General features: G+C 46.3%; 10 protein-coding genes. 6 read left to right on the top strand and 4 right to left on the bottom strand.

The features are described 5' to 3' along the window. Nucleotides 1-67: 67 nt before the first annotated feature. The gene (locus O9X78_RS10490; protein ID WP_269619630.1) at nt 68-2,569 is read right to left on the bottom strand and encodes a TonB-dependent receptor; all 2,502 of its coding nucleotides are present in this window, start codon (nt 2,567-2,569) and stop codon (nt 68-70) included. 201 nt (nt 2,570-2,770) lie between these two features. Between O9X78_RS10490 and O9X78_RS10485 the strand changes: the two genes are divergently transcribed. Beyond that, a complete protein-coding gene (locus tag O9X78_RS10485) occupies nt 2,771-3,691 on the top strand; it encodes a LysR family transcriptional regulator (protein WP_269619629.1) in 921 nt (306 codons plus the stop codon). 1 nt (nt 3,692) lies between these two features. Here O9X78_RS10485 and O9X78_RS10480 read toward each other — a convergent pair whose 3' ends face one another. Both O9X78_RS10480 and O9X78_RS10475 read right to left on the bottom strand, forming a co-directional pair. Further along, nucleotides 3,693-4,748, bottom strand: coding sequence for a Rieske 2Fe-2S domain-containing protein (locus O9X78_RS10480; RefSeq protein ID WP_269619628.1), 1,056 nt, complete (start codon nt 4,746-4,748; stop codon nt 3,693-3,695). 55 nt (nt 4,749-4,803) lie between these two features. Beyond that, on the bottom strand, nt 4,804-5,871 hold the full coding sequence (locus O9X78_RS10475) for a Rieske 2Fe-2S domain-containing protein (protein WP_269619627.1): 1,068 nt from the start codon (nt 5,869-5,871) through the stop codon (nt 4,804-4,806). A gap of 281 nt (nt 5,872-6,152) precedes the next feature. On the opposite strand from O9X78_RS10475, the gene O9X78_RS10470 reads away from it, so the two are divergent. Further along, nucleotides 6,153-7,853 carry a sigma 54-interacting transcriptional regulator gene (locus O9X78_RS10470; RefSeq protein WP_269619626.1) on the top strand — a complete coding sequence of 567 codons (1,701 nt, stop codon included), beginning with the start codon at nt 6,153-6,155 and terminating at the stop codon, nt 7,851-7,853. A 20-nt stretch (nt 7,854-7,873) separates the two neighbouring features. Here O9X78_RS10470 and O9X78_RS10465 read toward each other — a convergent pair whose 3' ends face one another. After that, nucleotides 7,874-9,559, bottom strand: coding sequence for a sigma-54-dependent Fis family transcriptional regulator (locus O9X78_RS10465; protein ID WP_269619648.1), 1,686 nt, complete (start codon nt 9,557-9,559; stop codon nt 7,874-7,876). A gap of 369 nt (nt 9,560-9,928) precedes the next feature. Between O9X78_RS10465 and O9X78_RS10460 the strand changes: the two genes are divergently transcribed. The 4 genes from O9X78_RS10460 to O9X78_RS10445 are packed head-to-tail and all read left to right on the top strand — an operon-like array spanning nt 9,929 to nt 13,218. After that, entirely contained in the window at nt 9,929-10,210 is a 282-nt protein-coding gene (locus O9X78_RS10460) for a phenol hydroxylase subunit (RefSeq protein ID WP_269619625.1), read from the top strand. Nucleotides 10,211-10,257: 47 nt separating this feature from the next. Next, on the top strand, nt 10,258-11,256 hold the full coding sequence (locus O9X78_RS10455; protein ID WP_269619624.1) for an aromatic/alkene monooxygenase hydroxylase subunit beta: 999 nt from the start codon (nt 10,258-10,260) through the stop codon (nt 11,254-11,256). A gap of 39 nt (nt 11,257-11,295) precedes the next feature. Beyond that, complete coding sequence (locus O9X78_RS10450) at nt 11,296-11,577, top strand: MmoB/DmpM family protein (protein WP_269619623.1); 282 nt, start codon at nt 11,296-11,298, stop codon at nt 11,575-11,577. Between the two features lie 45 nt (nt 11,578-11,622). After that, the gene (locus O9X78_RS10445) at nt 11,623-13,218 is read left to right on the top strand and encodes a YHS domain-containing protein (protein ID WP_269619622.1); all 1,596 of its coding nucleotides are present in this window, start codon (nt 11,623-11,625) and stop codon (nt 13,216-13,218) included. Nucleotides 13,219-13,228 lie beyond the last annotated feature (10 nt).

Here is a 13,228-nt window from a genome sequence, read left to right as displayed (position 1 = left end):
TAAGTAGCGGTTAAAAAGGCCCAATGGAACGACTCCATCGGGCAATCCCTACACTGGGGGGAAACAATTAAAAGGCTGCTCTAAATGTAACAAACCATTCTCTCGGGCGATTATATGTTGCGGCATATATTGCTTCGGCATTGGTATATCCCGATGCGATGACTCGCTTATCCGCCACATTTGTCACACCCATCTGGATTTGCCAGTCTTGATTGGGAAGAGAATAAAGTAGCGACGCATTTATCATGCTGTAGCCCGGTGTTGCTAAATCTTCTGTGTTTGCCTCGTCGTTATAAACTTCGCTTTGATACATCACATCTAATCGTGGCGCGAAGGTGCCAACGTCAGTATAGATCTGATATGAACTACCAATGTGGGCAGTGCGTTCAGGCGTGTTAACAAAATCTTCATCACCATTGAGCAAGACGCCAGATCTAACCGTGTCGTACTCTGCTTTTAAATATCCGAGACTCGCGTCAACACTCCAATTTGCGGTGATAAGTGACTCAAGTTCTATTTCAAATCCTTTTATAATTCCATCACCTCCGTTAGCGGTGACAGGGGAGGGCCCATCTTGGAATGTAAGTTGAATGTCATCGTACTGAGTGTAGAAGACCGCGCCGTTTAAGCGAACACGGCCGCCAAGCAATTCAGATTTCATCCCAACTTCAAACGTTTCCGCTTCTTCTGGCTCAAAAGTGGGCGCATCTAGAGCGGGCGTAAGTAATCGGGTTGTCCAGCCGCCACCTTTGTATCCGGTAGCGAACGAGGTATACCCCATCACGTCGTCAGAAAATCGGTATTCGGCGCCAATGCGATAGGAGATATCATCAAAGTCCAATTCATTGTTATCCAAGGGGTAGAGTTGATATATATCGCCCCCCGGATAAGATGACGCGGGTAAGCCAAATAACTTCGCCGCGAATGCATTTTCGTCGCGCTGGGCACCAGTAAAAGATTTATCTTCCTCTGTATATCGAATGCCGAACGTCACACCGAAATCATCGGTTAATTGAATATTATTGTGCGCAAAAATAGCATAGGCCTTGGTGTCATATTCATTATCTGGCGACCAAACTTGTAGGAGGCCGCTCACAAAGGGAACGCCATCGGTATGCAGCCCCTCCTCATGAAAATAATATGCGCCCACTAAGTAATTCCAGCGAGCGTCCCACGCCAAGCCTGACAGCTGAATCTCTTGACTAAACTGCTGCTCATCATCTGAAAAAGTGGGGCTAAGTGCGAGGAAGGGCGCCCCACCTATGTCAACACCAAAGGATGAATCTAGCTCACGGTATCCTGTAATCGATTTCAAGACTACATCGTCAGTCAAGGAGTAGTCCCAGTTTAGGTTTATACCCCAAACATCTAACTTATCGAAATTAGATCCCTTAGCATAACTGCGATCAGGATCGATACGGCCGCTACTATCACGAATTACATAGCGATTATCGTAAGGTAGGTGCTGCCCGGCTTCGGACCCCAATGAAGCGATTTCACCCGTTGGCGATGCAGGGTTGCCGCGACTAGCATTACAAATATTGGCTATTCCGGTGCCGAACCCTGTTAAAGCGCCAACGCCGGCATAGACTGCAGGATCTCCAGTGATGCAGGTATTGTAAACAGCGACATAGGCATTCTGATCAACCCTAAGCAATGAAAACGGCGCTGCCTGTTGATCGACTTTTTGATAGTCAGCAATTAACCGTGCAGCAAATCGGTCATTTGGCGTCCATACCAGTTTTGATCGTAACGTAATGGCATCTTGATCACCTGAGCGCGAGGCGCTTTGACCATCCGTTAGCGGAAAGCTAGTAGACTCAGGAGAGTTGGTATTCACCGGGCCACCAAATGCGCCACCGGTTGCCATTAAGTAAATGGGGTTATTTGCAGTGTCGCCATTGTAAGCAACACGTTTTTGCCAGCCATCTCGATCTTTCTTAGATAGAGCAATGCCTAATGCCAGTTCATTATCTACAAGAGGAATATCGAACATGGCACGAAAATCCGCACGGCTATAAGAACCTGTCGTAAATTCGACTTTCGATTTAAATTCGTTTCCGGGGTCACGAGTTACAATATTCAGCGCCCCACCAATTGAGTTTCTCCCAAATAGAGTGCCCTGCGGCCCTTTTAAAACCTCAATATTTTGTATATCTAAAAGATCGACGTTCGCGCCAATGTTTCTAGCTAAATACACACCGTCTACATAGATTCCTACGCCAGGCTCTAGATTAAAGGCAAAATCATTTTGGCCAATCCCTCTGATGTACGAAACCAAAATTGAGCTAGAGCCGCCAAATGAGGCGGTGTTTTTTATCGTTGCATTGGGTGTAATGCTACCAATACTTGAAACGTCGGAAAGCCCTTTTTCTTGTAGCGAATCACCCGATATCGCAGAAATGGCAATAGGAACATCTTGACGATTTTCGGATCTACGCTGGGCCGTGACCACTACTTCCTCTAATCGAAAATCATTGCTGCTTTGGTCTTGAGCAGACGCCAATGGCGCCACGAAAGAATTTGCGATTGCTACTGTAAGTAGACTCAATTTAAAGGGGTAACGCATTTCAATGACCTCTAATTTTTAATTTTATTATTTGTCTCTTCGCCTAGCGGTTGCTCAATGGCAATACACTTGGCTCCGTAGTTCCACGTTACATTATCGTCCGCGGTGCTATACGTAAAATACCTTTGACAAGGTTCAGCTATGCTCATAGGGTATACATAAAGCAAGGTCGCCAAATTCACTAGGCTAAAGGTCAACAACTTGTCACTCTCAAAAATGGAACTTCGACATCTCCGGTACTTTGTATCCATCGCGGAAGCGGGCAGTTTCAGTGCCGCCGCATCGCAGCTGCATATCTCACAACCGCCGTTAACTCGGCAAATACAGCAGCTAGAGGACATTCTTCAAGTTACCTTGTTTGAGCGTCTACCTAGAGGAATAACCCTAACCCAAGCAGGGGAGACGTTACTAACCGAGGCAAGAAATATTCTTTCACTGCTCGAGCAAGCCGTGCATAGAACGCAAGAATCCGATAAAGGCCAGCTTGGTAAACTGGAAGTCGGCATATTCGGATCAGCTATTTACGGTGTAATTCCATCCATTATCCGTGAATTTCGTAGCACCCACCCAAACGTTGAGGTGGTGTTGCACAATATGGAGCGTAACGCTCAGCTAAAAGCGTTGCGGGAACGCCGATTAACCGTCGGATTTAATCGCTTTTTTGGCGGTGAGCATGGCCTAAAATGCGAAAAAGTACACAGTGAAAATATGAATATCGCCATCTATGGTCAGCATAAACTTTCTGGCCGAGTCTCTGTAAAATTAAAAGACATTGATCAAGAAACTATGGTGCTATACCCAAGAACGGCTAGACCGTCGTTCATTGATCACTTACAGCACCTTTTTCAAAAGAGTCATATTCAAGCTAAACTTATTCACGAAGTTGATGACGTCACCACAGCAATAGCACTGGTCTCCAGTGGCATGGGTATTACCGTAGTGACAGAATCCGCCTGTAATCTCCGGCTACCCAATGTTGAATACATACCACTTGAAATTGCGGATATATCGGCCTTTGACCTAGACATAATTTATCGTGAAAACGACACGTCTCCGCTGTTGCAAGAATTTCTAGAAACCGTCAGAAAATACCGAGACCACCTAAAAAATAACCAAAATTAAATTACTCTTGGCAGTTTTTCTGCTCGTCGTCTTGCTCTTTGGCTAACAAGGTATCTAGCAAGCGGAGCATCTTAACCGGACCCAAATCGTGCGCGTAGTGCTGGGGATTAACGTCAGATTTATGCTTAATGCGCTCATACTGTCCCTCTAGCATTCTTTTATCTTCTAAAAACGCGACTTCATTCGCCTCGATAAGAAGTTCAACCAAGCCCGGCACGGTTGAATGCTTTGTTGCGCCCCACGAGTAGTAATAGTCCACTTCATCTTCATCTCGTGGAGTCACTGCTTGGCTAGAGAAGGTGTTAAGAATTAGCTCCCCCTCTGAAGCGCCTTCCGATGCAGAGCTCGACGTAAATACTTTGAAGCTTAGAATAAAATTACACGGCACGGTGACATTCACGTCGAAATGAAAGTCAAATCGTGCCTCCGGTGGGAAGAGATGTCGGGCGAATTCTGGGGCCGGTACATTACGCAGCCAAAATTCGGTATGCAGTCCTCGCTCACCTAGGGTGTGTTTTGGTCGTATATCCACATAGGCTGTCGTTCCGCCAAATGAGTTTGCATGCACCCACGCCACATGAGATAGATCAGTGAGATTGGCAATTTCCAAACGGTAATTTGTGTTAACGCGCACCTGCTTTGTTCGCAAATCCCATTCGGGATGGCTTGGTCCAACAGAATCACAAATTAAACTTTCGTCGGCTATAGCTGGGTCTCCCATCCACACCCAGATCCAGTCATTTTTAACAACGACTGGAAAGCTTCTAACGCAAGCCTTGTTGCGAACCTCCTGCTGACCAGGGATTTCAACACAGAGCCCAGTGGAATCGAACTTCCAGCCATGATACATACATCGGAGGTTATCACCTTCTTTTCGGCCTAATGAGAGCGGTGCCTGTCGATGACAACAGCGATCCTCTAACGCGACCACATTGCCATCCGCTTTTCGATAAAAGACGATAAATTCGTCCGCAATTTTGCGAGTAAGCAATGCGTCTTTAGCCAAGCTAAGATCAGTTTGCCAACCGCCGCAATACCATGCGTTTTTAAGAAACATATGTATTCACCGTTATTATTTGACCTTATTATGCTGATATCTTCGTTCAACGCTCTTATGCTGTCTCGGCGCCCTCTCTCTCACTCTCAATCATTTTCTTAAGCATTTTTCTTACCCGTACCGGCCCGGCGTCGCTACTTATGAATATCGGATTAAGGCTGAAAAAATCATCTGTTCCCATTTGTAAGTGCACAGCATCTAGCATGGGGCCGTCTTCAAAATCAAAAGCGTCATGCATTCCCTGTAACTTCACTTCGTTGAATTCAGCGTCCTCTTCATTGTGATTGCGGCGCGTTGCAAAGAAATAATGGGTGCGATCCTTGGACTCGGGTGTGCTGGTATGAAAGTCGTATTGTGCGGTAGTATTTTCATAGTTTAGCTCGTCTACGCTCTCGTCCTGAGTCGCGCCAATCACCAATAATAAATGAGCCGGAGCGCTCCACGTCACCTCGACAAAATGACGAGCGACTTCACCTGGCGTTGGCAAGAAATCGTTAAAAATCATGATTGGCGGAGTTTGCTCCCATTCCCAGCGTACTGCGACCTCGCCCTGCGACTCGACAACATTGGGCATCATGGGCGATAGGTTTCCTCTTGTCGTAATAATCTCACCATGCAAGTGGTCTACATGACTTAAATCCATAACGTTGTCACTTATCAATTCGTAGTGGCAGGGCCTCGGCATGTATGTATAACCAACGCTGTTCCGATGTCCCGACACTAACTCGCTATAGTCGGGTAAGGTGCTTTCGTCTGCAGGTCCACTGCCCATCCAAATCCAAATAAATCCATAGCGCTCTAGTAATGGAAAGCTGCGAACAATGGCTCTCGGCGAAATCGTTCCTGGCCCATGAGGGTTATGGTTGCACTTACCCGAGCAGTCAAATTTTAGACCGTGATATGGGCAGACAATATCGTCGCCATCTCTATGACCCATGCTAAGCGGCGCAAAGCGATGCGGGCATCGATCTAGCAGTGCAACAGGGCAATTGTCGGCTTTTCGATAAAAGACAACTGGGGTATCGAGTAAGGTCCGCTTAAAAAGTGCCTGACCATCAAGCTCTTTGGATAACGCAGCGACATACCATGCGTTCAGTAAATACGGGCTATTATTTTCGTTCATTCGTCTCTCCAACTTGAGATTATTATTTTTACGACGCTAGACTCAAATTTAGCGAGCTAGCATGTTAATTATTTTAGATGTACCTGATGGTATTGAGCTTCCGGTACATATAGGCCTTCTATAGCAAGCGGTAGGCCATACTTGAAAGTGCGGTTAACTCATTGTTTTTAATAAGATTGTTTTGGTGCTAAATTTTCTATAGATAATTTATTGATTGATTTCATGCAGAGAGAGGGTATTGTATTTCCTGAAACCAGTCACAAAATACATAATGAGAACAAATGGCAAACCTCCAGCAGCGGCTTGAAACGCTAATTAATCAGCACATTTTATTCTCGCCGAATACCGGGCAAATCCGGCTTTTCGATCAAAGAATGCTATTGATGCAAGGCTTAGCATTAAGCGAGTTAAGAAGTGAATTGCTCGAGCGCCTCGGTCAGGCGCAGGCCAAGGCTATGCTGACCCGACTCGGCTATAAGCGCGGCTTACATTATTTTGAGAAAGTTCGAGAAATTGCCGGAAATGACTTAGACCTAGCCGCTGCGCTAGGGATGCATTTGGCCGAGCTAGAGGGCTTTGTATTAAATAAACCTATTGAAAAAATGCAGATTGATGTTGAAAAAGGCATATTCAATGGTGACTACTATTGGAACAACTCGTGGGAGGCTGAAGCACATATAAATCAGTTTGGCATAAGCCGCTCGCCTACATGCTGGATGATGGAAGGTTTTGCCAGCGGTTACTCAACCGCCATGTTTGGGAGGCCGGTGCTCTGGCAGGAAGTTGAATGTACCGCAATGGGTCACGCTGCTTGCCGTGTCATCGGTAAACCACTGAAAGACTGGGAGGAGGCTGAAAATATAGGTGGATTTTTAAAAATTGAAGATTTTGTTGATTTACCCAAGCACCGATTCCAGCTTCCTAGTAGCAATGCATTATCCGGCAATGACTCAGCGTTGGCAGAGCTTGTAGGCGCATCAGCTGGCTTTAATACCGCTATTTATTTATTAAAACGCGTCGCACCAACTACCACTAGTGTCATTCTGCTTGGGGAGAGCGGTGTAGGTAAGGAGCGTTTCGCTCGGACGCTTCACGCCATAAGTGAGCGCGCAGATAAGCCGTGGATTTCGGTTAACTGTGCGGCGATTCCTAACGACCTCGTAGAAGCAGAGCTGTTTGGTGTTGAAAGGGGAGCATTCACTGGCGCAACTACTTCGCGACCCGGCCGCTTCGAGAGAGCAAACGGTGGCACGCTGTTTTTAGATGAAATAGGAAGTCTGCCACTTTCCGCCCAGGGCAAGTTACTTCGCGTACTGCAGGAGAACGAAGTAGAGCGAGTCGGTGATACTCAAGTTAGGCAGATTGACGTTCGCATTATCGCCGCGGCCAACAATGACCTTAGAAAAGCGGTGGAGGATGGTCACTTTAGAGCCGACTTATTTTACCGATTAAATGTGTATCCGATTGAGATTCCCTCGTTACGGGAGCGCCGTGACGATATTCCGTTGCTATTTAGCGTCTTTGTAGAGCGTTATGCCAAAAAGGCAAAGAAAGCTATTCCGGGGGTAACAAGACGAGCGCTGGACGCGCTTTGGCACTACGAATGGCCTGGTAATGTTAGGGAGCTAGAAAATCTCGTAGAGCGGGCGAGTATCTTAGTTGATCCAGATGAGGCTATCGATCTTCATCACCTATTCTCCGGGGGAGAAAAAATAAGCTTTCAAGGTATGGGGATTTCTCATACCGGGAAGTTAGCGCCGTTTACACCCCCAAAGGATAGAGCTGGAAATCCCGCCAACATGAAGATTATTAGGGAATTGCTAAAACAGGACGACATTTCTCTTGCGCAAATTGAACACAATATCATAGAGCAGGCACTTGAATCCCACGATGGAAATGTATCGGCGACCGCAAAATTTTTAAAGATGGGGCGCGGTCAATTGCAATACAAATTGTCTCAGCATACCAAGCTCGACCGATAGTATTCTGTGGGGTGGAACGCTTAGCGTTCCCCTTGTCCTAGGCGATAATAGAGCTGTGAGCGGCTGAGTCCTAGCATGCGTGCTGCCGCCGACTTATTTCCATCCGTTGCTTTAAGCGCACCATCAATCAATTGCCGCTCCAGCGATTCTAATGAAAAGCCTGCGCCGCTAGGTGCCTCACCGCCGGCGAGTTGCTGGCAGGCCAAGCCAAGGCCCTCTAAGCTACTAGACAAATTCTTTTGAGCGGGAATAAGCGCGCCGTCCGGTGAAACGGTAAGCTCTTCCAATTCAAGGAACTCCCCGCCGGTAAACATATGATGCACATCAATAACGCGGTCCTTTGATGCCATAATCACGCCTCTTTCAATAAGATTTTCTAGCTCACGAATATTGCCAGGCCATTTATAACTCAGCATCGCCGTGACCGCTCTACTCGTAAAACCCTCGACAAAGCAGCCGTGCATCTCACAGTATTTTCGTAAAAAATAGCGCATAAAAACTGGTATATCTTCCAATCGGTCTCGCAGTGCAGGCACCGTAATAGGAAAAACATTTAGGCGATAGAACAAGTCTTCACGAAACCGCCCTTGGCGCACCTCTTCACGCAGGTCGAGATTTGTCGCCGCAGCAACACGTACGTCCGTTTTTATAACCTTCCCGCCGCCTACCCGTTCTATTTCCCGTTCCTGCAGGGCGCGCAATAATTTCCCCTGTGCTGTCATATTGAGGATGCCAATTTCATCGAGAAACAGCGTCCCACCTTCTGCGCGCTCAAACCGCCCGGGGCGAGTGCTGTTAGCGCCCGTAAACGCGCCCCTCTCAACGCCAAACAATTCGGCCTCAACTAAATTATCAGGAATCGCAGCGCAGTTTACAGCGACAAACGGCTTGCTAGTCCGCTGGCTGATGGAGTGCAAGCTTCGCGCAAAGACTTCTTTACCCGCACCACTTTCTCCTAAAAAAAGAACAGTGGCCTGTGTTTTCGCAACTTGCCGCAGTTTGTGACAGGCGGCATTAAAACCCGCCGATGCACCTACCACACCCTCAATACCCAAAGGAGAGTGCACATCACTAGTATGCGGTAGGCTTTGACGTTTAGTTTTGCTTACCTCAAATGATAGGCCATCTTCCACTTGCCGCGCGTGGAAATATTGTAAATCCGGTTCGTCTTCACCCCATTCCTCGGCTGGCTTACCTATAATTCGGCAGCAGTCCGCACCTTGACCAATGCACTCAACTTCGCGAAACAATATTGGTCGCCCCATATAGCTACTTACAAATCCTGAGGCGTAGCCTATCTGCATCCAGCACACGGGATCACTTCCGATTCCGTAGGTCTTGATATGCGATTCTGCTTCTGAGGAGCCCTCCCACAAATATTCCCCTCGAAAATGCCCGGACTCAACATCCATATCAGTGTGCACTTCTTTTACCACCCCTGTGCCTTCAAGCATATGTAGTTGAGGTCCCATTCGTACAAAGTCGACATCGTCATGGCCGGCAATCTGAAGCTTATGCACTAACTGACCATCATTGGCGCCATTGTGATAACCCATACGGGTTAACAAGCCCCGCGCATTTGCCGAGCCAATGGTCTCTATTAACTCCCTACGAAGTACACCAAACCCCGAAGCGTGTATCAGGAGCATGCGATTCTCTCCTAGGAGAATGCGGCCGTCTTTGGGCAAAAAACGGATATGCGTCATTAAGGACTCATCATCTCCTAGAGGGTTTGAATTAATAGTACGACCGCGTTGCGCCATGAATAACCTTTCTTAATCTGTCGTGTTTGGGTGTTTATTATTATGCACTAAATAAATGGCGCGCCTATATATGTGTTTGTAATCAAACACTGTTGTTAGGTGCTGAAACTGAATATAGCAAGCCAGGGGCGACGCAGTGCAGAAGTTTAGTTCTTTAAAATCAGTTAGTTAAAATGTATTAAGGTCTTGCGAGTTCAGTAATAAACAGTCTGGCATACCGCTTGCTCTCTTAAACGGAAGTAGTATGCCGAGCAAGTTCGGCAGCAGCTCAAATGAGAATGATCACAATAACAAATAACGTAAGTGATTTTTATGCAAAGCCAAACGATGAAACACACAAATACAAGCTCATTGAAGATTAATCCCGATCAAAGTACCTATGTACGAATTCTACGAAGAACTGATACAGGCTTCGTTGAGTTTTTATTTGGCATAAATTCAAGCGACTTAATGGTAGAGCTAATTTTGCCTGAAGCAGCGTTTATGGAATTTTGTGAAAGTAATTCACCTACACAGCTCACCAGCGAAGAAAGCATAAAGCAAGATGCCGATATCTTGAAATGGCAATTTGGTGAAGCGGGTGTTCAAGAATAATTAAATAACTTTTATATAAAAATATAAATCTTTTTAGGGAGTGATATATGGCCGTTGAAATAAAAACAGCAGGTGTAAAACCAGTACGAACCGCCTTTGAGCATTTAATAGCGCGTTTTGGCGACAAACCCGCGACACGCTATCAAGAATTTGCGTTCGACACCCAGCCGAAAACCAATTTCCATTACAGGCCATTGTGGGATCCAGATCATGAAATTTATGATAAATCCAAAACTGCCATTGTTATGGCGGACTGGTACGCTTTGAAAGATCCCCGCCAATTTTACTACGGTAGCTACACTATCGCTCGGGCAAAGCAGCAGGACGCAATCGACCAACAAATGGCTTTCTTAGATGAACGCGGCGCTTTGTCTGAACTGCCAGATCAAGCCAAACGCCTGATTACTTTTTCATTAGTCGCCCTGCGGCATTACGAGTGGGGCAGTAATACCAATAATAATTTTATTGCCGCCTACGGCTACGGAACAACAATTACTCAAGCCGCGACAATGGCAATGTGCGACCGTCTTGCAATGGCACAGCACTTATCCCGTATAGGTCTTTTCCTTGACGACAAAACCGGAGTGTCCCTCGACGAAGCCAAAGAATTTTGGATGAGTCACAGCGCATGGCAGGGATTGCGCCGACAAGTTGAAAATATGTTTGTTGTCAGTGACTGGTTTGAACTTATGGTCGCACAAAACCTCGTCGCTGATGGCATTGTGTGCCCACTCATTTTTCAGGAATTCGATCGTCACTTTAGAAGTAAACACGGCAACGATCTTTCTTCACTTACTAATTACTCAGTGAGATGGCAAAAGGACTTCACCCGATGGGTCGATGCCGTAATTAAAACAGCCGCTGCAGAAAGTGCTGAGAATAGAGAGTTGATCGATACGTGGGTAAAGAATTGGCACCTGCACATCAACTCAGCGATTGATGGACTTGCTAGCGAATTGCTAGGTGACGAGGCAACCGCAAGCCTCACTACCATTAACAATGAATTCAATGTGCGTCTGAGCAAGCTAGGACTAAGCGCCATCTAGAAATCACCTTTCACACAAATAACAACAAGGATATTTTCAATGGCGAACTCAAAACAGCCTGTATTTATCGCATTTCAAGCCAATAACGACACGCTGCCTATTATTGACGCCATTTCTGAAGACAACCCCAATGCGGTTGTCACTGAAATGCCCGCAATGGTCAAAATCGACTGCCCAGGACGGCTAGTAATAAAGCGTGAGTCTATCGAAGAGAAAATGGGGCGTGAGTTTAATTTGCAGGAATTGCAAATTAACTTGATTTCGCTATCAGGAGAGATAGACGAAGACGACGACGAGTTCACCTTATTCTGGAATGAATAAGCGACAAAGAATAGACATCATAAATTAATAAAAGAGTTATGCATCATGACTAAAGCAAAAAAACTTAGCCTAAAACAAAATTACACCATGCTCACCAAAGGCCTAGACTGGGAGCCTTCCTATCAGAAGAAAGAGGACATATTTCCCCAGCTTAGCTTCGAGGGTATAAAGATTCATAACTGGGACAATTGGGAAGATCCATTTCGTCTGACCATTGATGCATATTGGAAATACCAAGGCGAGAAGGAGAAAAAGCTCTACGCCATTATCGACGCATTTCAGCAGAACAATGGCCAGTTTAATGTTACCGATGCGCGCTATATTCAAGCTTTAAAGATATTCATTAATGCTGTTGTTGGATTAGAGTATAGCGCGTGGAGAGGTTTCACCCGGCTTGGTCGCGAGCTTGGCGACGCAAGTCCGCGGATCGCAACGCAGATGCAAGCAATTGACGAAATGCGTCACGCGACCACCCAAACCCATGCCATTAGTCACTACAATCGCTTTTTTGAAGGTATGGGTAATGCCCCGTATCAGTATGATCACGCGTGGTATTTGTCGATACCAAAATCCTTTTTTGACGACGCTTGCTCCGCGGGTCCCTTTGAATTCATCGTCGCCATCTCGTTTGCCTTCGAGTACGTGCTAACCAATTTGGTATTTATGCCTTGGATGTCCGGTGCTGCCTACAACGGCGATATGTCTACGGTGTCCTTTGGTTTCTCGGCTCAGTCAGATGAAGCGCGCCACATGACGTTAGGTCTCGAGGTTATCAAATTTTTACTTGAGCAAGATCCAGACAACGTAGCGATAGTGCAGAAATGGATAGATAAGTGGTTCTGGCGTGCGTACCGCGTGCTATCTCTGGTGGCAACCATGATGGATTACATGCTCCCGAAGCGGGTGATGTCGTGGGACGAAGCGTGGACGATTTATTATGAAGAAAACGGCGGCGCACTGTTCGCAGATTTAGCGCGCTACGGCATTAAACCTCCTCGAAATGCAGAAGTCACTATCAAAGAAAAAGGTCGCTTATCACACGAAATGTGGAGCATTTTTTACGCGAATCGCGATGTTGTTGGCTTTCCGCTATGGCTCCCATCTCAAGAAGAAATGGCGTGGTTCTCTGAAAAATACCCAGACACATTTGATAAATATTACCGCCCACGATTTGAATACTGGCAAGAACTTGAGGATCTAGGTACGCCATATACAAATTCAACGCTGCCGCAACTGTGCCAGGTATGTCAATGGCCATGCCTGTTTACCGAGGCAGATGATCCTACGGAATTTGTTCACAGAGAAACCGAGTTTGATGGTGAGATATTCCATTTCTGTTCAGATGGTTGCCACCAAATATTTGAAGACGAACCTAAAAAGTACATACAGGCATGGCTGCCAGTTCACCAGATATACATGGGCAACTGCCTTCTACCAGACGCAGACCCAAGCTCCCCTGATTTTAATCCAATGGCGGAAGCAATTCGCTACATGGGCATAAAGCCGGGTGTAGACGGTGGATTGTTCAAAGATCATAGCGACGCAAAAAATTGGGAAAAATGGACAGAGCGCCCCGCAAATATTCATCAAGGTGCTAGTACTGATTTCGTAAGAAAAACGTCATCACAAAATAGCAAATAAGGATTATAAC

The organism is Zhongshania aquatica (genome assembly GCF_027257955.1).
Taxonomy (GTDB): Bacteria; Pseudomonadota; Gammaproteobacteria; order Pseudomonadales; family Spongiibacteraceae; genus Spongiibacter; species Spongiibacter aquatica.
This window is presented reverse-complemented; position numbering and strand designations above follow the sequence as displayed.

Coding starts and splice junctions, on each gene's coding strand:
- O9X78_RS10490 (WP_269619630.1), bottom strand. CDS start 2,569: ATGCGTTACCCCTTTAAATTGAGTCTACTTACAGTAGCAATCGCAAAT.
- O9X78_RS10480 (WP_269619628.1), bottom strand. CDS start 4,748: ATGTTTCTTAAAAACGCATGGTATTGCGGCGGTTGGCAAACTGATCTT.
- O9X78_RS10475 (WP_269619627.1), bottom strand. CDS start 5,871: ATGAACGAAAATAATAGCCCGTATTTACTGAACGCATGGTATGTCGCT.
- O9X78_RS10470 (WP_269619626.1), top strand. CDS start 6,153: ATGGCAAACCTCCAGCAGCGGCTTGAAACGCTAATTAATCAGCACATT.
- O9X78_RS10465 (WP_269619648.1), bottom strand. CDS start 9,559: ATGACGCATATCCGTTTTTTGCCCAAAGACGGCCGCATTCTCCTAGGA.
- O9X78_RS10460 (WP_269619625.1), top strand. CDS start 9,929: ATGCAAAGCCAAACGATGAAACACACAAATACAAGCTCATTGAAGATT.
- O9X78_RS10455 (WP_269619624.1), top strand. CDS start 10,258: ATGGCCGTTGAAATAAAAACAGCAGGTGTAAAACCAGTACGAACCGCC.
- O9X78_RS10450 (WP_269619623.1), top strand. CDS start 11,296: ATGGCGAACTCAAAACAGCCTGTATTTATCGCATTTCAAGCCAATAAC.
- O9X78_RS10445 (WP_269619622.1), top strand. CDS start 11,623: ATGACTAAAGCAAAAAAACTTAGCCTAAAACAAAATTACACCATGCTC.